21 protein-coding genes are annotated in these 20,075 nt (G+C 70.1%); 6 read left to right on the top strand and 15 right to left on the bottom strand.

The annotated features are described in order from the left end of the window. The first annotated feature begins 28 nt into the window (after window positions 1–28). Together ACFCVM_RS12180 and ACFCVM_RS12175 are read left to right on the top strand one after the other, a co-directional pair. Window positions 29–1,669 (top strand): phytoene desaturase family protein, encoded by a 1,641-nt coding sequence (locus ACFCVM_RS12180; protein WP_375836445.1) that lies wholly within the window; start codon window positions 29–31, stop codon window positions 1,667–1,669. Between the two features lie 42 nt (window positions 1,670–1,711). Next, window positions 1,712–2,275: a TetR family transcriptional regulator gene (locus ACFCVM_RS12175; protein ID WP_375836444.1), complete on the top strand. Its 564-nt coding sequence runs from the start codon at window positions 1,712–1,714 to the stop codon at window positions 2,273–2,275. A gap of 13 nt (window positions 2,276–2,288) precedes the next feature. On the opposite strand, the gene ACFCVM_RS12170 is transcribed toward ACFCVM_RS12175, so the two are convergent. The 3 genes from ACFCVM_RS12170 to ACFCVM_RS12160 all read right to left on the bottom strand — a co-directional run bounded on the left by ACFCVM_RS12170 (window position 2,289) and on the right by ACFCVM_RS12160 (window position 3,629). Continuing rightward, complete coding sequence (locus ACFCVM_RS12170) at window positions 2,289–2,648, bottom strand: DoxX family protein (protein WP_375836443.1); 360 nt, start codon at window positions 2,646–2,648, stop codon at window positions 2,289–2,291. A 60-nt stretch (window positions 2,649–2,708) separates the two neighbouring features. Continuing rightward, window positions 2,709–3,068 (bottom strand): DoxX family protein, encoded by a 360-nt coding sequence (locus ACFCVM_RS12165; RefSeq protein ID WP_375836442.1) that lies wholly within the window; start codon window positions 3,066–3,068, stop codon window positions 2,709–2,711. Between the two features lie 129 nt (window positions 3,069–3,197). After that, complete coding sequence (locus tag ACFCVM_RS12160) at window positions 3,198–3,629, bottom strand: hypothetical protein (RefSeq protein ID WP_375836440.1); 432 nt, start codon at window positions 3,627–3,629, stop codon at window positions 3,198–3,200. Window positions 3,630–3,712: 83 nt separating this feature from the next. On the opposite strand from ACFCVM_RS12160, the gene ACFCVM_RS12155 reads away from it, so the two are divergent. Both ACFCVM_RS12155 and ACFCVM_RS12150 read left to right on the top strand, forming a co-directional pair. After that, on the top strand, window positions 3,713–4,222 hold the full coding sequence (locus tag ACFCVM_RS12155) for an SRPBCC domain-containing protein (RefSeq protein WP_375836439.1): 510 nt from the start codon (window positions 3,713–3,715) through the stop codon (window positions 4,220–4,222). 75 nt (window positions 4,223–4,297) lie between these two features. After that, complete coding sequence (locus ACFCVM_RS12150; RefSeq protein WP_375836438.1) at window positions 4,298–5,395, top strand: AI-2E family transporter; 1,098 nt, start codon at window positions 4,298–4,300, stop codon at window positions 5,393–5,395. A 6-nt stretch (window positions 5,396–5,401) separates the two neighbouring features. On the opposite strand, the gene ACFCVM_RS12145 is transcribed toward ACFCVM_RS12150, so the two are convergent. The 7 genes from ACFCVM_RS12145 to ACFCVM_RS12115 all read right to left on the bottom strand — a co-directional run bounded on the left by ACFCVM_RS12145 (window position 5,402) and on the right by ACFCVM_RS12115 (window position 12,271). Beyond that, on the bottom strand, window positions 5,402–5,965 hold the full coding sequence (locus ACFCVM_RS12145) for a thioesterase family protein (RefSeq protein WP_375836437.1): 564 nt from the start codon (window positions 5,963–5,965) through the stop codon (window positions 5,402–5,404). A 103-nt stretch (window positions 5,966–6,068) separates the two neighbouring features. Next, window positions 6,069–6,713 carry a dihydrofolate reductase family protein gene (locus tag ACFCVM_RS12140; RefSeq protein WP_375836436.1) on the bottom strand — a complete coding sequence of 215 codons (645 nt, stop codon included), beginning with the start codon at window positions 6,711–6,713 and terminating at the stop codon, window positions 6,069–6,071. A 4-nt stretch (window positions 6,714–6,717) separates the two neighbouring features. Beyond that, complete coding sequence (locus tag ACFCVM_RS12135; RefSeq protein ID WP_375836435.1) at window positions 6,718–7,851, bottom strand: bifunctional 2-methylcitrate synthase/citrate synthase; 1,134 nt, start codon at window positions 7,849–7,851, stop codon at window positions 6,718–6,720. A gap of 67 nt (window positions 7,852–7,918) precedes the next feature. Beyond that, entirely contained in the window at window positions 7,919–8,830 is a 912-nt protein-coding gene (gene prpB / locus ACFCVM_RS12130) for a methylisocitrate lyase (RefSeq protein WP_375836433.1), read from the bottom strand. After that, complete coding sequence (locus ACFCVM_RS12125) at window positions 8,830–10,368, bottom strand: MmgE/PrpD family protein (protein ID WP_375836432.1); 1,539 nt, start codon at window positions 10,366–10,368, stop codon at window positions 8,830–8,832. The genes prpB and ACFCVM_RS12125 overlap by 1 nt, the downstream gene beginning before the upstream one ends. A gap of 29 nt (window positions 10,369–10,397) precedes the next feature. Further along, window positions 10,398–11,063, bottom strand: a complete 666-nt coding sequence (locus ACFCVM_RS12120) for a GntR family transcriptional regulator (RefSeq protein WP_375836431.1) — start codon at window positions 11,061–11,063, stop codon at window positions 10,398–10,400. Between the two features lie 83 nt (window positions 11,064–11,146). Then, window positions 11,147–12,271, bottom strand: coding sequence for an enoyl-CoA hydratase/isomerase family protein (locus ACFCVM_RS12115; protein ID WP_375836430.1), 1,125 nt, complete (start codon window positions 12,269–12,271; stop codon window positions 11,147–11,149). 101 nt (window positions 12,272–12,372) lie between these two features. On the opposite strand from ACFCVM_RS12115, the gene ACFCVM_RS12110 reads away from it, so the two are divergent. Both ACFCVM_RS12110 and ACFCVM_RS12105 read left to right on the top strand, forming a co-directional pair. Continuing rightward, window positions 12,373–13,011 carry a LysE family translocator gene (locus ACFCVM_RS12110; protein ID WP_375836429.1) on the top strand — a complete coding sequence of 213 codons (639 nt, stop codon included), beginning with the start codon at window positions 12,373–12,375 and terminating at the stop codon, window positions 13,009–13,011. Window positions 13,012–13,159: 148 nt separating this feature from the next. After that, the gene (locus ACFCVM_RS12105) at window positions 13,160–13,588 is read left to right on the top strand and encodes an ArsR/SmtB family transcription factor (RefSeq protein ID WP_375836428.1); all 429 of its coding nucleotides are present in this window, start codon (window positions 13,160–13,162) and stop codon (window positions 13,586–13,588) included. Window positions 13,589–14,087: 499 nt separating this feature from the next. On the opposite strand, the gene ACFCVM_RS12100 is transcribed toward ACFCVM_RS12105, so the two are convergent. The 5 genes from ACFCVM_RS12100 to ACFCVM_RS12080 form a co-directional block, all read right to left on the bottom strand. Continuing rightward, window positions 14,088–15,716: a sodium:solute symporter gene (locus tag ACFCVM_RS12100; protein ID WP_375836427.1), complete on the bottom strand. Its 1,629-nt coding sequence runs from the start codon at window positions 15,714–15,716 to the stop codon at window positions 14,088–14,090. A gap of 89 nt (window positions 15,717–15,805) precedes the next feature. Beyond that, the gene (locus ACFCVM_RS12095; protein WP_375836426.1) at window positions 15,806–17,482 is read right to left on the bottom strand and encodes a thiamine pyrophosphate-binding protein; all 1,677 of its coding nucleotides are present in this window, start codon (window positions 17,480–17,482) and stop codon (window positions 15,806–15,808) included. Beyond that, the gene (speB, locus tag ACFCVM_RS12090) at window positions 17,475–18,434 is read right to left on the bottom strand and encodes an agmatinase (protein ID WP_204461645.1); all 960 of its coding nucleotides are present in this window, start codon (window positions 18,432–18,434) and stop codon (window positions 17,475–17,477) included. The genes ACFCVM_RS12095 and speB overlap by 8 nt, the downstream gene beginning before the upstream one ends. Before the next feature lie 211 nt (window positions 18,435–18,645). Further along, a complete protein-coding gene (locus ACFCVM_RS12085) occupies window positions 18,646–19,224 on the bottom strand; it encodes a helix-turn-helix domain-containing protein (RefSeq protein WP_375836425.1) in 579 nt (192 codons plus the stop codon). A 60-nt stretch (window positions 19,225–19,284) separates the two neighbouring features. Beyond that, window positions 19,285–20,031 carry a TetR/AcrR family transcriptional regulator gene (locus ACFCVM_RS12080; protein WP_375836424.1) on the bottom strand — a complete coding sequence of 249 codons (747 nt, stop codon included), beginning with the start codon at window positions 20,029–20,031 and terminating at the stop codon, window positions 19,285–19,287. Window positions 20,032–20,075: the final 44 nt, after the last annotated feature.

Here is a 20,075-nt window from a genome sequence, read left to right as displayed (position 1 = left end):
GGCGAGGCCGTTCGCCTACGCTCATCACATGCCCCTCACCAGCACCGAGCACGACGTCGTGATCCTCGGCGGTGGCCACAACGGCCTCACCGCAGCCGCCTACCTCGCCCGCGCCGGCAAGCGGGTGCTGCTGCTCGAGCGCAGCGACCACCTCGGCGGCGCCGCCGTCTCCGCCGACGCGTTCGAGGGCGTCGACGCGCGCCTCTCGCGCTACTCGTACCTCGTGAGCCTCCTGCCGCAGCGCATCATCGACGACCTGGGCCTCGACGTGCGCCTCGTGCGGCGCCGCTTCTCGTCGTACACGCCCGACCCGGCCGACCCCTCGCGCGGCCTGCTCGTCGACAACGAGGCCGACGCCGCCTCGACCGATGCCGCCTTCGCCCGCGTCGACGCCGAGCCCGACGCCGCGGCATGGCGCTCGTTCTACGCCGACACCGCACGCCTGGCGGAGCGCCTGTTCCCGACGCTCACCGAACCCCTGCCGACCCGCGACGAGGCGCGCGAGCTGATCGGCGACGAGCGACTCTGGCGGGAGTTCGTCGATCGGCCGCTCGGCGAGGCCATCGACGCCCGCTTCACGAGCGACCTCGTGCGCGGGGTCGTCGCGACCGACGGCCTCATCGGCACGTTCACCGAGCTCGACGACCCGTCGCTCGACGCGAATCGCTGCTTCCTATACCACGTCATCGGCGGCGGCACGGGTGACTGGGACGTGCCGGTCGGCGGCATGGGCGCCGTCACCGGCGAGCTCGCGCGAGCGGCCCGCGAGGCCGGCGCCGAGCTCGTGACCGGGGCGGAGGTCGTCGCGGTCGATCCGTCGGGCGAGGTGCGCTGGCGGCAGGGCGACGAGCCCGGCGAGCGGACGTCGCGGGCCGACGTCATCCTCGCGAACGTCGCCCCCGCCGTGCTCGACCGGCTGCTCGCGGCCGGTGCACCTGCATCGTCGGCGACGACCGGCGGCGTGCCCGCGGTCGTGCGCGAGCGGCTGCGCCACCTGCACGCTCCCGAGGGCGCGCAGGTCAAGGTGAATCTGCTGCTCACCCGGCTGCCGAGGCTCCGCGACACGGCCGTCGCGCCAGAGGCCGCGTTCGCGGGCACGTTCCACATCAACGAACTCGAGTCGCAGCTCGCGACCGCCTACGGCGAGGCCGCCCGCGGCCGCATCCCGTCGCAGCTGCCGTGCGAGATCTACTGCCACACCCTGAGCGACCCGTCGATCCTCTCCCCCGCGCTCGCGGCATCCGGTGCCCACACGCTGACCGTCTTCGGCCTGCACGTGCCGCACCGACTGCTCGAGCGCTTCGGCAACGACGAACTGCGGGGACTCCTGCAGTCGGCGGTGCTCGCCTCGCTGAACTCGGTGCTCGCCGAGCCGATCGAGGGCGTCATCGCGACGGATGCCTCCGGCCGACCGTGCATCGAGACGAAGACGACGCTCGACCTCGAGGAGGCGCTCGCGATGCCGGGCGGCAACATCTTCCACGGTCCGCTCTCGTGGCCGTGGGCCGAGTCGGCCGCCGCCCTCGCGACGCCGGCCGAGCGCTGGGGCGTCGCGACCGCTCACCCGGGCATCATGCTGTGCGGATCGGGCGCAGTACGCGGCGGGGCCGTGAGCGGCATCGGCGGTCACAATGCGGCGATGGCGGTGCTCGAGGCATCCGTCGGCTGAGGCTGCCGTGGCCGCGGCCATACCCTCCGGTATGGTGACGGCATGGCGACCTCGCGCACCGATTGGCTCGACGAAGGCCTCGACGTGCTCGCGCACGAGGGCGCCGATGGGCTGCGCATCGATCGCCTCGCGAGCCGCCTCGGCGTCACCAAGGGCTCGTTCCACCATCACTTCGCCGGCGCAGCGGGCTACCGCGCAGCGCTGCTCGAGCACTACGAGCAACTGAGCCTGCAGGCGCTCGACGCCGCGGTCGGCGCTCGCAGGGAGCAGGGCACCCGGGCGACCCTCGAGTGGCTCGTGGAGCTCGCGACCGACGAGCAGTCGTCGATCCGCCGCGCCGAGCTCGACCGCGCGGTGCGCGCGTGGGCGAACGCCGACGCCGAGGCGCGCGCGACGCAGGCCCGCATCGACGCCCGTGTGATCGGGCTCCTGCAGTCGGCTTGGCGCCCCGCGAGCGAATCGGATGCCGCGGCGCGCACGGCCGCGCTCGTGCCCTATCTCGTGTCGCTCGGAGCGGCCGTCACCGTGCCGCCGATCTCCGCCACGGAACTGCGAGCGGTCTACGAGCTCCTCCTCGGCGCCGTGCCCGGCAGCGGCCTCGACTGAGCCGCCGTCACGCTCAGAGCACGAAGCAGCACAGCCCGACGGCGACGCAGATGACGAGCATGCCCGCGGCGTTCACGAAGAGGTTGCGCCCGAAGTCGCGTGCGGCGATGTGCATGCCGATCGCGACCACGAAGTAGGCGACGAGCGCCGCGCAGGTGACGAGCCCGAGCCAGGGCACCCAGATGCCGAGGATGAGTCCGGCCGCCGCCGCGAACTTGATGGGCGCCAGCACCCACCACCATCGTCGCGGAAAGTGCACGTCATCGAAGCACTTCGCGATGAACGGCAGCGGGATCGCGCTCATCACGCCGTCGGCGAGCTGGATGAGGGCCAGGACCACCACCGGCCACACGGGGTCGGGCAGGTTCTCCATGGGGCATACCATACCGTATGGTATGCCCCACCACAGCCCCCTCGAGGGAGGCCGAACAGATCAGCCGAGCGCGACCCAGCCGACACCCACGACCACGGCGACGAGGCCGAGCACGAGGCTCGGAACGAACGCCTCCTTGCGCTTCACGTGCAGCGCGACGGCGAAGACCATGGTGATCGCGAGCGCGAAGGCGGCCACGGGCGTGAGCCACGGCACGATGCCGGTCGCGGCGGGCAGCACGAGCCCGATCGCGCCGAGCACCTCGAGCAGGCCGATGGTCTTCAGCTGGACGGCGCTCACGTCTTCGACCCAGGGCATGTTCGCGAGCACCGCCTCGCGCGACCTGGTGGCCTTCATGGCGCCGGCCATGCCGAACAGGAGGGCGAGCAGCCCGGTGACGATCCACAGTGCGATGAGCATTTGTTCTCCGAAGTCTTAGTTACTGTCAGTGCGTAACGCACGAACGGTGACTCTAACTCACGGAAGCCGCGCACTTCACCGTGCGTTACGCACCACGAGGTGCGTAACGGGACACGGAGACGACCGGGTCTAGAAGACGAAGATCTGGCCGAGCACCATGATCGCGATCACGAAGAGCACGATCACCGCTCCGACGATCGCCACCGACTTCACCGAGAGCTTCGCGACGCCGAAGCCGACGAGGAACGGCAGTGAGAGCAGGAAGATCGTGACGATCCACCAGAAGAACTGGTAGCCGCCCTGCGTCGCCTCGGAGAGCCGACCGGCGAAGAGCTGCTGCGAGTGCGGGGTCGTCGCGAACGTGAACGCTGCCGAGAGGGGGATCGCGATGAGCGCGAACACGATGAGGCCGGCGAGGGCTCCCCAGAGCCCGGCCTTGTTGTTCTCGGGGTCGATGTCGAGCGCTTCTTCTCTCCCCGTCGACTGCCCGCCCGACGACGCCTTCACGCCCGACGACGCCTGCCCGCTCGACGCACGCTTGCGTCCACCACTCGATCCCATGGCCACACTCTAGTGCGCGGCGCACCGCTCTGGCGGTTGACGCGCAGCGGGATTAGCCTGAGTTCACGAGCGAACGGGGGCCGATGATGACCGCGAGACCGACCGGGCACTACGTGCTGAAAGACGACGGCCTGTACCTCCAGTTCGACCGCCTCTTCTACGCCCCCATCGAAGACGTCTGGTTCAGCCTCACGAATCCGAACGCCATGCGCGCCTGGATCGGCACCTACACCGGCAGCCCGGCGACGGGCGGCGTGCGGTTCCGCATGGAGGCCGAGGGCGAAGGCGAGTGGCAGAACGTCTCGATCCTCGAGTGCGCGGCGCCGCACCGGTTCACGGCAGACTCCGGCCCCGGCCCGAACGGCATCCGGGTCTTCTGCCACCTCCTCGAAGGAGGCGGCATGACGACGCTCACGCTCGGCCAGCGGCTGCACGACCCGTCGGAGGCCGCCGACATGGGCCCCGGCTGGGACTACTACCTCGACCGGCTCGCGGCGGCACGGGCCGGCACGCCGCAACCCGAGTGGGAGACCTACTACCCGGCCTTCTCGCCGCACTACCGCGAACTCGCGGTTCCCGGCGGCGTGCGCTGAGCGCACCGTGACGCCGACCGCGACGGTCCGAGGATGTCGCGTGCCCGCGGCATCCCGAACCCTAGACTGTGCCCCGTGAACTCGGCAGACCGACTGCGGCGACGCTCCGCAGAACCCGAACCGCGACACGGGCTCTTCGTGAACCACCCGTTCCGATGGGGCTTCATCGTCACGCTCGGCGTGCTGCTCGCGGTGCTGCTCGCCATCATGGTCGTGAATCTGCAGAGCGTGCTGATCTCGGTGTTCATCGCGGCGTTCGTGGCACTCGGCCTCGACCCGCTCATCCGCTGGTTCCAGCGCCGCGGCCTGCCGCGCGGCACCGCGATCGTGATCGTCATCATCCTCTTCGTCGCGGTCGTCGTGGGCATCATCTGGATCGTCGTGCCGCCCGTGATCGGCCAGGCGGTGTCGTTCGCGAAAGCCCTGCCGAGCGAGGTCAAGCAACTGCAGGACTCGGGCTGGTTCGACCAGGTCAACGAGACGACGAACGGCCTGCTCTCGACCGTGGTCACCTGGATCAGCGGCATCCTCGCCGACCCGAACACCTGGGCGGCCATCGGCGGCGGCGCACTGCAGTTCGGCGCGTCACTGCTCGACGGCATCTCGACGAGCGTGTTCGTCGTCGTGCTCTCGATCTACTTCATCGCGACCCTCGACACCACCAAGCGCGCCTGCTACACGCTCGTCGCGGCGAGCCACCGAACCGAGGTCGAGGGCTACGCCGAACGCATCATGCAGTCGATCGGCCGCTACCTCAGCGGCATGGTCGTGCTGGCGTTCGCCAACTCGGTCTTCTCGACCATCCTGCTCATCGCCGTCGGCGTGCCGTACGCCCTGTTCATCGGCGCGATGGCGTTCTTCATCACGTTGATCCCGCTCATCGGTACCGTCATCACCACCGTGATCATGACGATCATCTCGCTGCTCGTCTCGCCGGTGGCGGGCATCATCGTGCTCATCGCGATGCTCATCTACATGCAGATCGAGGCGTACATCCTCACGCCGAAGGTCATGGGCAAGGCGGTGCAGGTGCCCGGCACGATCGTGCTCATCTCGGCGCTCGCGGGCGGCACGCTCATGGGGCTGCTCGGCGCGCTCGTCGCGATTCCGATCTCGGCGGGCATCCTGCTCATCATCCGCGAGGTCGTGATCCCGCAGAAGGCTCGGAGCTAGGCCGGGTCAGGCCCAGATCGACGGCGCCGCCGCGCGAGTGGCGGGCAGTGCGACATCCGTGCCCCAGCGCTCCATCCAGTCGGGGATCTCGTCGGCGCCCGAGACGCCGAGCACCTCGACGATCTCGGCCATCGGCACCGTGCCGCCGCCCTTCTTGAGGAAGCGTGCGCGGATGAAGCCCTGCGCGTAGATCTCGAGCTCGCCGTCGGGGCCGGGGCGCACGTAGCGGTGCTCCACGTAGACCGCCTTGTCGTCGTGGCCGACGAGACGCGACTCGATCGTGAACCGGTCCCAGAGCTGCAGTGACTTGCGGAACGTGACCGTCTCGCTCGCGACGACGGGGTACCAGTTCTTCTCGCGCATCGTCGCCCAGACGCCGTTGCGCACGAGCATGTCGAAGCGGGCGACATCCATGATCGAGAAGTAGACGCCGTTGTTCATGTGCCGATTGATGTCGAGGTCGGTCGGCAGGGTGATGAAGTTCGTGCGTGCGACATCCCAGTGACCGAGGTCGGGCTTGCGCCGCGAGAGGAACAGCACGTGGAGCAGGGTGCGGAAGAACATGTGCATGATCCACGACTGTATGACGAAATCGTGGTGGATCATCCAACATTGGCGGAAGCCACAGTCGAGCGACGGATGCCGCCGCTCTCGTTGTGCGAGCCCGCGATGCCTACTCGCCGGAAACGGTCGGCAACCGGTACCGCAGGTGCGTCGCCCGTGCGCCTTGAACGGCCGCGATCGGCTCGAGCTCCACCCGGTTCGGAGCCGAGTCGGGAAAGAGCCGGTCACCGCCCCCGAGGAGCACCGGCACGATGTGGAGACGCGCCTCGTCGACGAGCCCGAGGGCGAGCGCCTGCCTCGCGACATCCGCACCGCCGATGACGCAGACGGATGCCGCACTCGCGGCCACGCTCGCACGGGCGATCGCTTCGGCGACTCCACCGGTGACGAACTCGTATCGCGAGCCTCCGCGCACGTACGACTCGTGGGGTCGACTCGTGACGACGAAGCACGGGCGCCCTTGGAACACCGGCTCGTCGCCCCAGACGGCCTGCCGGACATCGAGCGTGCGGCGGCCGACCACGAATGCGCCGGTCGTCTCGTAGAGGTGCGACACGGCGTCGCGATCGACCCCCTCACCGACCTCGTCGACGACATCGTCGCGGTCGTCGCCGAGTGAACCGGAGAACACCGAGTCGTGCATCCACTCGTGCACGCGCTCCCCGTCGAGCCCGAACGGATGCTCGAGGCTCACGCCCACCGCCGCGGTGAATCCGTCGACCGTCATCGTCATCTCGAGGAAGACGTGGGTCATCGGGTCAGCCCTTGACGGGCACGTGCCGCTCGTCGACGCCGTTGTAGACCGACAGCGGTCGGATGAGCGCGTTCGACGCCGCCTGCTCCATGATGTGCGCCGTCCAGCCGGTGATGCGACTGGCGACGAACAACGGCGTGAAGGTCAGGGTGTCGAAGCCCATCAGGTGGTACGCCGGGCCCGCCGGGTAGTCGAGGTTCGGCTTGATGCCCTTGCGGTCGGCCATCGCCTGCTCGAGGCCGACGTACAGCTCGAGCAGGTCGGGCCGTTCGTAGTACTCGACCATGCGCTCCATCGCGTCGCGCATCGTCGGAACGCGGGAATCGCCGTTCTTGTAGACGCGGTGCCCGAAGCCCATGATCTTGCGCTTCTCGGCGAGTGCGGCGTCGAGCCAGGCCGCGGCGCGCTCGGCGCCGCCCGGGCCCGTGCCGATCTCGTCGAACGCGTGCATGACGGCCTCGTTGGCACCGCCGTGCAGCGGTCCCTTGAGTGCGCCGATCGCACCCGTCACCGCCGAGTAGAGGTCGGCGAGCGTCGAGGTGATGACCCGCGCGGTGAACGTCGAGGCGTTGAACGAGTGCTCGGCGTAGAGGATCATCGACACGTCGAAAGCGCTCACGACCGGCAGCTCGGGCAGCTCGCCGAACGTCTGCCAGAGGAAGTTCGCCGAGAAGCCGAGGTCGGCGCGCGGCTCGACGAACTCGAGCTCGTGCCGCCGCCGCTGGTCGTAGGAGACGATCGACGGCAGCTTCGCGAGCAGGCGGATCGACTTGTCGAGGTTGGCCTCGACGCTGTCGTCAGGGGTCATCGGGTCGCTCGCGCCGATCACGGAGACGGCGGTGCGCACGACGTCCATCGGGTGGGCCGTGAGCGGCAGCTCGTCGATGATGCGCTTCACCTCGTGGTCGAGGCCCCGGAGCGAGCGCTCGCGTTCCTCGAACTCGGCCAGCTGCACGTCATCGGGCAGCTCGCCGTTCCACAGCAGGTAGGCGACCTCCTCGAACGTCGCGGAGGCCGCGAGTTCCTGCACCGGGTAGCCGCGGTAGAGCAGCGAGTTCGACTCGGGATTCACCTTCGAGATCGCGGTGTAATCGACCGGCACGCCGGCCAGGCCCTTGTAGATCTCCTGCTCAGCCACGGATGCTCCTTTGCGTTGACGGGTCTGGTGGTCCCCGGGCCCCGAGGCCCGGGTTCGGGACTCTCGGCTATTCGATCGGCGTATCGCCGACGGTGAAGTTGAAGATACTCGTATCGAAGCGGTTGTAGCCCTCGTAGTCGATGAGTTCGTAGAGATCGGCACGGTGCTGCATCTCGTCGAGCTTGCCGACGAGCGAGCCCGTGGCCTCGATCTCGTCGAGCCCGCGCACCGCGGATCCCATCGCGAGGCGCAGCAGCGACACCGGCCAGATGACGATGTTCATGCCGACGTCGGCGAGCTGCTGCACGGTGAACAGCTCGCTCTTGCCGAACTCCGTCATGTTCGCGAGGAGCGGCACGTCGACCGCGGCGCGCACCGCCTCGAACTCGGCGAGCGAACGCATCGCCTCGGGGAAGATGGCGTCGGCGCCGGCGTCGACGAGTGCCTTCGCGCGGTCGACCGCGGCGGCGAGCCCGTCGACCGCGGCGATGTCGGTGCGCGCCATGACGAGGAAGTTCGGGTCGCGGCGGGCGTCGACGGCAGCACGGATGCGCTGCAGCGCCGTCGACTCGTCGACGACCTGCTTGCCGTCGAGGTGGCCGCATCGCTTCGGGTTGACCTGGTCTTCGATGTGGAGGCCGGCGAGGCCGGCGTCCTCCATCTCCTGCACGGTGCGGGCGACGTTCATCGGCTCGCCGAATCCGGTGTCGGCGTCGATGATCGCCGGCAGCTCGGTCATGCGGGTGATCTGCTTGCCGCGGCCCGCGACCTCGGTGAGCGTCGTGAGGCCGATGTCGGGCAGGCCCAGGTCGGCGCTCAGCACCGCGCCCGAGATGTAGACGCCCTCGAAGCCCTTCTGCTCGATGAGCCGCGCCGAGAGCGGGTTGAATGCGCCGGGGAACCGCATGATCTCGCCGGTGGCGAGCCGCCCGCGGAAGAGCCGGCGCTTCTCGGCGGGGGTCGTCGTCGAGTACAGCATCAGAACAGTCCCTCGGGGACCTCGACGCCCACGAGTGCGCCGGGCGCCACGTTGAACGTGAGGCCGCCGAGCTCGTCGGGGCCGAGCTCGGGCAGGCGCTGCGCGACGTCGAGGAAGCGCTCGATCTCCTCGGGCGTCAAGGCCCACTCGGCGAGCGTGCGGAACTTCTGCACGTACTGTTCGCGGGCGAACGGCCGGGCCCCGAGCGGGTGCGCGTCGGCCACGGCGATCTCGTCGACGATCTCGCCGCCGTCGGCGAGCTTGATGACCACGCGGCCGCCGAACGCCTTCTCGGCGATGTCGTTCGAGTGGTAGCGGCGGGTCCACTCCTCGTCTTCGACGGTCGTGACCTTCTTCCACAGCTCGACGGTGTCGGGGCGGTGGGCGCGCTCGGGCGAGTACGACTCCGCGTGGTCCCACGTTCCGTCTTGCAGGGCGACCGTGAAGATGTACGGGATCGAGTGGTCGAGCGTCTCGCGCGAGGCATCGGGGTCGTACTTCTGGGGGTCGTTCGCCCCGGAGCCGATCACGTAGTGCGTGTGGTGCGAGGTGTGCAGGGTGATCGACTCGATGCGCGACGGGTCGTCGAGGATCAGCGGGTACTCGTCGTGGAGCTTGCGGGCGAGGTCGATCCACGCCTGCGCCTGGTACTCGGCCGAGTGCTCCTTGGTGTACGAGTCGAGGATCGCCCGCTTGGCCTCGCCGACCTCGGGCAGCGGCACCTCGTACGAGGCATCCGGCCCGTCGAGAAGCCACGCGATGACGCCGTCTTCACCCTCGTAGATCGGCACGGGGCTCGTCTGGCCGCGCATGGCGCGGTCGACCGCCTCGACGGCCATCTTGCCGGCGAACGCGGGGGCGTGCGCCTTCCACGTCGAGATCTCGCCCTTGCGGGACTGCCGCGTCGCGGTCGTCGTGTGCAGCGCCTGGCCGATGGCCTGGAAGATCGTCTCCTGGTCGAGGCCGAGCAGCGTGCCGATGCCGGCGGCGGCCGACGGGCCGAGGTGGGCCACGTGGTCGATCTTGTGCTTGTGGAGCGAGATCGCCTTCACGAGGTCGATCTGGATCTCGTAGCCCGTCGCGATGCCGCGCACGACGTCACGACCGGTGAGGCCGCGGTTCGCTGCGAGGTGCTGGGCGACGGCGACGATCGGCGGGATGTTGTCGCCGGGGTGCGAGTACTCCGCTGCGAGGAAGGTGTCGTGGAAGTCGAGTTCGCGCACGGCCACGCCGTTGGCCCACGCGGCCCACTCGGGGCTCGTGCGGCGTGCGGCATCCGCACCGAAGACGGTCGCGCCGTCGCCGCCGATCGAGACGGGGTGCGCGAGCGCCTGGCTGCGCGCCGAGACGACCGGACCGCGGGCGATCGAGGCGGCCGCGACGGCCGCGTTGTCGATCACCCGGTTCACCACCATGTCGACGACGTCGTCGTCGAGCTCGACCGGGTCGGTCGCGACGCTCGCGAGCTTCCAGGCGAGCTGGCCCTCGCGAGCGAGGTTCTCGTCGCTGCGGTGCGTGCGAAGGTGGTGGAGGTGCATGGGTGGACCTTTCTGAACTGTTCCAACGGTCAGGCTACGCGGTGCCCGTCGGGCTGACGAGACTCGATGGATGCGAGTGCGTGACGAAGACTCATGTGCAGGTGCACGTGACTGGCATGGGCGGCGAGCGACGCGTCGCCCGCGATGATCGCCTCGACGATCAGGAGGTGCTCGGATGCCGCGGCGCGGAGCCGCTCGGGATTGTGGCGGGCCAGTCGACGCACTCGAGCGGAGTGCAGGCGCGCGCTGCGCAGCGCCGCCACGAGCATCGGGTTGGCGGTCGACGCGTCGATCTCCTCGTCGAGCGCATCGACGGTGTCGTAGTAGGTGCGCAGGCCCTCGTCACCGCCGTCGAGCAGCTCGGGCGCTGCGGCGAGCCGGTCGTGGAGCACGGTGAACCGGGCCGGGTCGCGCCGGGTCGCCGCGAGCCGCGCCGCCTGCTCCTCGAGCGCCTCGCGCAATTCGTACAGCGAGGTGATGCTCGCGGGCGAGAGCTCGCTCACCTGCAGCACCCGGGCGGAGGCTGCGGTCGCGAGGCCGTCGGCCTCGAGGCGGGCGAGGGCTTCGCGCACCGGCGTGCGCGAGACGCCGAGCCGGTTCGCCTGCTCGACCTCGGCGAGCGCGGTGCCCGGTGCGAGCACGCCGTCGAGGATCTCCTCGCGGAGCACCTGATACGCGCGTTCGCCGGCTCTCATGCTCACCCCTCCCCACTTATGTATACGCTGCGGTGGAGGATTGCGCAAACTGTCGCTCAGTGCACGCTGGATGTATACAAACGTTAGGCAGGCCAGACCGGGTCGAACCGCGCATCGTCGATCACGCGCGCCGCGAGGCCCGGATCGACCTCGGCGAGCGTCGACGGGTTCCAGCGCGGGTTGCGGTCCTTGTCGATGACCTGGGCGCGGATGCCCTCACGCAGGTCGTGCTGCTCGATGAACCAGGAGACGAGACGGAACTCCTGCTCGAGGGCGTCCTCGAGGCTCCGCAGCGTGCGGGCGCGACGCACCGATTCGAGTGTCACGGTGAGCGCGGTCGGCGAGAGCGTCTCGAGCTCGTCGGCGGCAGCGGCAGCGTAGGCGGTGGCGCCGGGGTCGAGCGGATGCTGCGGGAACGAGCTCGACGGTGCACCCTCCGTGTGCGCCGTCGCTCGCCCCTCGGCGAAGGCGCGCAGGCGCTCGATGATCTCGCCGACCGTCGGCGCCGAGTAGCAGGCGTCGACCCAGTCGCGGGCGAGCGCGAGGGCCGACGGGCCGGGCGTCTCGTCGAACAGCATGACGATCTCAGCCGGGCTGCCGGGGTCGGCCCGCTCGGCGAGCGCCTGGATGACGTGCGGCAGCCGCTCGGAGGGCACGAACGAGTCGGCGAATCCGGCGTGGATCGCGTCGGCCGCGTCCATCGTGCGCGAGTTGAGGGCGAGGTGCACGCCGAGCTCGCCCGGCGCCTTGGCGAGCAGCCAGCTGCCGCCGACATCCGGGGTGAAGCCGATGCGGGTCTCGGGCATCGCGATGCGCGAGCGCTCGGTGACGATGCGGATCGAGGCGTGACCGGCGAGGCCGATGCCGCCGCCCATCGTGATGCCGTCCATGAGCGCGACGACGGGCTTCGGGTAGCGCGCGATCATCGCGTCGAGCCGGTACTCCGCTCGGAAGAACTGCCGCGCCTCGGCATGGTCGTCGTTCGAGGCGTACGTGTAGAGCTCGCGGATGTCACCGCCCGCGCAGAAGCCGCGCTCCCCCGCACCGTCGAGCACGACGACGCCGACCTCGGAGTCGTTTCGCCAGAGTTCGAAGATCGCGGTGAGCTCGAGGATCATCTGGTAGCTCAGGGCGTTCAGCGCCTGCGGACGGTCGAGCGTGACGTGGCCGACACCGTCGGCGACGCTCGCGGAGATGTGGTCGCTCACGAGTGCCACCGTAGCCGCATCCCGCTCGACGTGCGGAGCAGCGTGCGGGGACGGACCCCATGGAGGCCCATCCCGCTTCGAGTGCGGGGTAGCATGCGGGGATGGTCCCCATGGAGAACCTCTGGGCGTTCGTCGTCGCGTCGGTCGTGCTCATCGTCATCCCCGGCCCGAGCGTGCTGTTCGTCATCGGGCGCTCGCTCGCGCTCGGGCGGCTCGGCGGGCTCCTCAGCGTGGTCGGCAACGCGCTCGGCATGGTGCCGCTCGTCGCCGCCGTGGCACTCGGCGTCGGCGCGATCGTCGCCCAGTCGGTCGTGCTCTTCACGATCATCAAGTTCGCTGGCGCCGCATATCTCGTCTACCTCGGCGTGCAGGCCATCAGGCACCGAGCGGATGCCGCGGCATCCGCCGACGGCAAGGCCGCGCCGCGCTCGCACTGGCGCCAGCTCGGCGAGGGGTTCATCGTCGGCGTCACGAACCCCAAGACGATCGCGTTCTTCGTCGCCGTGCTGCCGCAGTTCGTCTCGTTCTCGGCGGGGTCGATCCCGTTGCAGCTCTTCGAGCTCGGCGTGGTCTTCATCGTGCTCGCGCTGCTCTGCGATTCGGTGTGGGCGCTGGCCGCGAGTGCGGCGCGAGGCTGGTTCGCCCGCTCCCCCAAGCGCCTCGAGCACCTCTCGGCCACTGGCGGCGTCATGATGATCGGCCTCGGCGGCGTGCTCGCGCTCAGCGGCAACAAGCACTGAGCACGGTCGTCAAGCGCTGAGCACGGTCGCCGCGGCTGCCGCTCGAGGCCCGGCTGCGCAACGTTGAGACCCGTCTGCTGCGGGCCGAGATCCGAGCGCCTGTGGACAGCCGAACCACCACCCGCTGCCCGCTCGATACGCTGCCGCGATGATGCATCCGTTCGAGATCGTCGCCGAGCCCGTGCGTCGCCGGATCATCGAGGTGCTCGCAGTCGGGGAACACCCGGTCGGGATCCTCAACGAGGTCATCGCGATGGAGTTCTCGATCTCCCGATCGGCCGTCTCGCATCACCTGCGGATCCTGCGAGACGAGGGCGTCGTGAGCGTCGCGACCGACCAGGCGCTGCCGCAGTCACGGCTGTACGTGGTGAACGGGGAGTACCTCGAGCGGCTCGATGCAGCGGTCGGGCAGCTCTTCGCACTGTGGGAGCAGCGATACGGCACCGGCGTCGGCCGAGCACCTGCGTTCCCGGCACGCGCGGCGCCACCGGTGCGAACGCCGCACGCGCATCGAGCCGGTCGACGGGGTCAGCGCGGCCGCCGGTCCGGCTGGTCCGACGACCCTCTCGAAGCCTGACGATCGTCGCTTGCTGCTTGCTGCTTGCTGCTTGCTGCTTTCGTCTCATCCGATACCGCACATGCTCGCCCTGATCCGTATGCCAGTTCCCCCTCATCGCACCAGAGGGCCCCGTTCCTCGAAAGCGCCCGGCACGCTCTCGCAACAGGTCCGCTCCACGCATGCCAGTTCCCCCTCACCACGCATGCCAATTCCCCCTCATCGCTGAGGAGGAACTGGCAGACCGGCGGAGAGGAACCGGCAGAGCGACTGAGCATTCGAGGACGAAGTCGGTGCACACGATCCACAAGCAGTGAGGGGGAACTGGCATACCCCGCACGGGAAGACGAGTCGGCCGCGAGGGCGACCCGACACGGGGGACGAGTCGGCCGCGAGGGCGACCCGACACGGGGGACGAGTGGGCCGCGAGGGCGCCGTACCGAGCTCGCCCCCACGGGATCTCGATACGGCTGCCTCGCGGCCCACTCGGCGGCGGGGCCGATGCCCCGCCGCCGTACGCCTACTCGGCCGCGGGGCGGGTCGAGCCCGGTGCCGTGATCGGCGCGGCAGCGGTGGCGGTGGGGGCGGCAACCGGCGCGGTAGCGGCAGCGGGCGTGGCAGCATCCGTCGCGGTCGCAGTCGCAGTCGCAGTCGCGTCGACGTCAGCAGCCGCGTCGACGCCAGCTGCCTCGTCGGCCGCCTCGTCCTCGCAGCGACCGGCGAGGCGGTCGTTCCAGATCTTCAGCACCGAGGCCGGGGTCTTCGGCGTGAGCAGGCTGACGACGATGTAGACGAGCAGGCTGGCGCCGAGGCCGAAGTAGATCGGCTCGTTCGCGAGCACGTTGCCCATGACGGCCATCGTGCCGAGGGTGACGACCGTTCCGACGCCCATCGACCAGAGCGCGCCGGCGCCCGTGGCTCGCTTCCAGACGAATCCGCCGAGGATCGCCACGAGCAACCCGCCGACGAGGATGTCGTAGGCGACGGTCAACGCGGCGACGACGTCGTTCAGCAGGGCCGCGACGATGATCACGGCGATGCCGAGCACCATCACGTAGAGGCGGTTCGAGCGCACGTCGTGCTCGGGGTTGGCGTTGGCCGCGGCATCCGCTGCGCTGCGACCGAAGAGTCGCTTGACGAGCGGCATGACGTCGGCGCGTGCCACCGTCGCGGTCGCGATGAGTGCGCCCGAGGCCGTCGACATCATCGCGGCGACGGCCGCGGCGAGCACGATGCCGCTGAGGCCCACCGGGAGGATCTGCTGCGTGATCGCGGCGTACACGTCGTCGCTCGCCTCGATGCCGGGCAGGAACGCCGCGGCCGACATGCCGATGACGGCTCCGGCGACGCCGTAGAGCAGGCAGTAGACGGCCGCCGCCGTGCCGCCCCACCTGGCGACCTTCGGCGAGCGCGCGGTGAACACGCGCTGCCAGATGTCCTGGCCGATGAGCATGCCGAAGGTGTAGATCACGAAGAAGGTGATGATCGTGTCGACGCCGATCGCGCCGAGGTCGAATGCCGCGGCGCCGAGGCGGTCGACGATGCCCTCGTACCCGCCCGCGTTGGCCCACGCGAACGGCAGCAGGAGGAAGAAGACGCCGATGGTCTTCAGCACGAACTGCACCATGTCGGTGAGCGTGATCGACCACATGCCGCCGATCGAGGAGTACAGCATGACGATGCCGCCGCCGATGATGACCGAGATGGTGCGGTCGGTGCCGAAGAGCACGTTGAAGATCGTCGCGTAGGCGATGGTCGACGTCACCGAGAGCATGAGCGTGTACGCCATCATCACGATGCCCGACGAGCTCGTGGCGTTCATGCCGTACCGGAGCTTCAGCATCTGGGCGACGGTGTACACCTTCAGCTTCTGGATGCGCGAGGCGAACAGGATGCTGAGGAGGAACAGGCCCACGGCGATCGAGACGACGAGCCACATGCCCGAGATGCCGTACTTGTAGCCGAGGCCCACGCCGCCGACGGTGGAGGCGCCGCCGAGCACGACCGCGGCCATGGTGCCGGTGTAGAGGCCGGGGCCGAGGCGGCGGCCGGCGACGAGGAAGTCGGCCGAGTTCTTGGTGCGGCTCTTGCCCCACCAGCCGAAGAGCAGCATCGCTCCCAGGTAGATGATGATGATCGCGATATCCATCGTTGGATCCTTTGCGTCAGGTTTCGGTCGGGTGTTGGGTCGGGTGGTTCAGTCGGATGCCGCGGCACGCCGCAGAACCGGGGTGCGCGTCAGTCCAGGTGCGTCGCCGCGAACATGCGCAGCAGTGCGGGCACGACCACGACGGCGGGGCCGGGCTCGGTGAAGGTGCGGGCGATGGTCGCGCCCACGTCCTCGAGGGTCGACTCGTGGGCCGTGACGCCGAAGGAACGGGCGAGGGCTGCGAAGTCGGGGCGGGCGAGTTCGGTGGCGGTGGCCTGTCCGAACTCCTCCGTCATGTACTCGCGGAGGATGCCGTAGCCTCCATCGTCGATGATGAGCCAGGTCACGTCGGCGTCGTGCTGGCGTGCGGTGGCGAGTTCGGCGATGGAGTACATCGCCCCGCCGTCGCCCGAGACCGCGAGCGTGCGACGGCCGGAGCCGATCGACGCTGCGAGCGCCGCGGGGAACGCGAAGCCGAGGCCGCCCGATCCCTGCGCGGAGTGGAACTCGCCCTGCTTCGGGTCCCATGCCGACCACGCCCAGTAGCCCGCGATCGTCATGTCCCAGAATGTGTGGGCATCGGCGGGCACGGCCGCCCGTAGGTCGGCCATGAGCGAGAGCTCGGGGCCGAGGTCCTGTGCGGCGAGTCGCGCCTCGACGTCGGCGCGGAGCCGGGCGGCGATGTTGGCGCCGCGCGCCGGGGCATCCGACGGCCTCGCCGGAAGCCGGTCCGCGATGGCCGACAGGGCGAGCGCGGCGTCGGCGTGGATGCCGAGGCCGGGGTGGTTCGACTCGAGCACGCGCGCCTCGGCGTCGACCTGGATGAGCCGCCCGCGCGGCGCGAACGTGAAGTAGTTGCTCGTGACCTCGCCGATCGAGGTGCCGACGGCGAGCAGCACGTCGGCCTTCTCGAGGAGCGACGTCGTGTGCCGGTCCTCGATCCAGGACGCCGCGGAGAGCGGGTGGTCGAAGGCGATCGCGCCCTTGCCGCCGACGGTGGAGACGACCGGGGCGTCGAGCGACTCGGCGAGCCGGCGCAGGGCGGCTCGCCCGCCCTCCGAGCGCCGCACGCCGCCACCCGCGAGGATCACGGGCATGCGCGCAGCGGCGAGGAGCGCGGCCGCCTCGTCGACGAGTTCGGCGCGCGGCATCCGCTCGGCGATCGAGGTGACCTCTGAGCGGACGGGCGGGACGTGCGTCGCCTCGAGCAGCACGTCCTCGGGGATCTCGACCCAGGTGGGACCGGCCGGAGCCGCCTGGGCGAGCGCCCACGCATCGGCGAGCGCCGACGGGATCTGCACGGCCTCGCGAACGACGGCCGTGCTCTTCGTCACGTTCTGCGCGCTGCGCTGCTGGTCGTCGAGCTGGTGCAGCAGGCCCTTGCGGGTGCCGCCGAGGCCGCGGCGCGGCACCTGGCTCGTGATGACGAGCAGCGGCACGGCCGTGGCGTACGCCTCCTGCAGGGCGCCGAGCGCGGTGAGCGCGCCGGGCCCGGTGGAGAGGAACAGCACGCCGACCTCGCCGGTTGCGCGCGTGTACCCGTCGGCGCCGAATGCCGAGTTGTTCTCGACGCGCGAGCTCACGAACTCGAGGTCGCTGCGGCGGATCGCGTCGAAGAGGCCGAGCGCATGCTGGCCCGGGATGCCGAAGACGTGCGAGACGCCGAGTGCCTCGAGCGTCTCGACGACGACATCGCCGCCGTTGCGCACGTGCTCGCCGGTCGCGCCGGCCACGCCGGCCGTGGGCTCGGTCGTCGACTCAGGCATGAGCGGATGCCTCGTGGCGGAGGGCGAGGAGCGACACGAGGTCGTACCCGAGGTGCGATGCCGCGACGCCCGTGATCTCGGCGTGGTCGTAGGGCGGTGAGACCTCGACGACGTCGGCGCCGATGAGGTTCAGGCCGACGAAGCCGCGCAGGATCTCGAGCAGCTCGCGGCTCGTGATGCCGCCGGCCTCGGGCGTGCCCGTGCCGGGAGCGTGCGCCGGGTCCATGACGTCGACGTCGATGGAGATGTAGAGCGGGCGGTCGCCGATGCGGTCGCGGAGCTTCGCGACGACCTCGTCGACGCCCTGACGGTAGACGTCGGCGCTCGTGACGATGCCGAAGCCGAAGCGCCGGTCGTCTTCGAGGTCCTTCTTGCCGTACAGCGGACCACGGGTGCCGACGTGGCTGAGCGCCTCGGTGTCGATGATGCCCTCTTCGAAGGCCCGGCGGAACGGCGTGCCGTGCGTGTACTCGGCACCGAAGTAGGTGTCCCACGTGTCGAGGTGGGCGTCGAAGTGGAGGAGCGCCACCGGGCCGTGCCGCTCGGCCGCGGCGCGGAGCAGCGGGAGGGCGATCGTGTGGTCGCCGCCGAGCGTCACGAGTCGGGTGCCGCCCTCGGTCAGTTCGAGCGCCGCGGCCTGGATCGAGTCGATCGCCTCGCCGATGTTGAACGGGTTCACCGCGATGTCGCCGGCGTCGGCGACCTGGGCCACCTCGAAGGGCGAGACGTCGAGGGCCGGGTTGTACGGGCGCAGCAGGCGCGAGGCCTCGCGGATGTGCGTCGGCCCGAAGCGCGCCCCCGAGCGATACGAGACCCCGCTGTCGAACGGCACACCCGCCACGACGATGTCCGCGTGCTCGACCTGGTCGAGCCGGGGCAGGCGCGCGAACCCCGCGGGGCCGGCGTAGCGCGGCGTCTTGGAGCTGTCGACGGGACCGATCGGCTGCGTCATCTCGCAACCTCCTTGTTGCTTCGTGGGAATCTTTTGTTTCTTCCTAGGCATCTAGGACTGGATGACAAGATAGCGCCGTCGGGAGGGCGCGTCAAGCGGATGATGAGCGGATGTCACGAGCGCGCGGCATCCGCTCACCTCAGGGACGAGGCGTCGATCACCTCGAATGCGAGGCGCCGATCACGTCACGGGCGAGCCGTGGGAACCGGCCTCAGGCGCTCCAGAGCGCGGGTGCGAGCACCCAGATGACTTCGGCGCCGGAGTCGCCGAGGGCCCGCCAGCTATGCGGCTCGTGGCCGTTGAACGTCAGGCTGTCGCCGGGACCGAGCTCCCAGTCCTGGTCGGAGAACCGCACCTGCATCGTGCCCGACAGCACGTGCAGCACGTCGACCTCGGCCGCGACGGCGTAGAGCTCGTCGCCGCCGTGCCCGCCGGGCTGGATCACCGATCGGATCACCTGCACCTTCGACTCGCCCCGCGCCGAGAGCAGTCGCTCCTCGGTGTCGACGCCGCCGAGGTTGATGCGGGGGCCGGTGCCCGCCGGCACGAACTGCACGTCGGGCGCCTCGAACAGCGAGCCGACCGAGATCGACAGCACGTCGCAGAGCGTGATGAGCGAGGAGACGCTCGGCGAGGTCATGTCCCGCTCGACGCGAGAGAGGAACCCCTTCGTGAGGCCCGTGACACGGGCGACCTCGTCGATCGTGAGCTGCTGCGCCTGCCTGGCCGCACGCAGGCGGGAGCCGATCGCGACACGGCGACTGTTGGGCTCGAGCGGCATCGGGCGCATGATGCTCACACGCTACCCGATCACGTTCGGGCCACTGGGTCGGCCGGTGTCAGGCCGGCCTCAGGCCGACCGGCCGAGATAGTCGGCGACGCCGTCGAGCAGCCGTGCGAGGCCGAAGTCGAAGCTCTCGAACGAGCCGTCGACCAGCGCGCCGCTGCCGAGCGTGGCATGGAGCTCGGGGAACCGGTCCGCGGTGACCAGCCGTCCGAGCAGGCGAGCCTCGGAGACCACCACGCCCGAGAGCGACTCGCCCGCCTCGCCCGCGCGGTCGGTGTAGCCGCGCTCGACGAGGGCGCGGAAGCGGGCATGACCGCTGACCTGGAGCACGACGGCGACCCGCTCGTGCCGCGACAACACGGTGCCCGCGAGGGCTGCGAGCCCGGCTTCGAGCCATGCGAGGTTGTTGGGCGTGCTCGCGACACCCATGATCGCGATGTCGAGCATCCATGGGTGGCGTCGGTACACGGCGCCGGATGCCGCGGCGTACTCCTCGAGTCCGGGCCGCCACCCGTTCGCCGCCGCGATGGAGGCGGGTGGGAGACCCATCCCCCGCTCCTGGAGGAGGAGGAGGAGGGTGTCCTTCGAGGACACGTACCGGTAGAGCGACATGGCCGTGAGTCCGAGCACCCGGGCGACCGCAGGCATCGTCACGGCGTCGATGCCGTCGGCATCGGCGAGCACGACGGCGGCCTCGAGCACCTGGTCGAGGCTGAACTCCCGCTTCGGCCCGCGCTGCGGCGTCGGTACTTCACCCCACGCCAGCGCGATCCCCGTCGGCAACTCCGGACCCGCCGCGTCGTCGGCCACTGCCGCCCCTTCCACTCGATCCAGCCAGCCTAGGCGCGGGCATC

The organism is Agromyces sp. NPDC056389, from assembly GCF_042262385.1.
Classification (GTDB): domain Bacteria; phylum Actinomycetota; class Actinomycetes; order Actinomycetales; family Microbacteriaceae; genus Agromyces.
The sequence above is the reverse complement of the archived record's forward strand: the minus strand, read 5'-3'. Positions and strand labels throughout refer to the sequence as shown.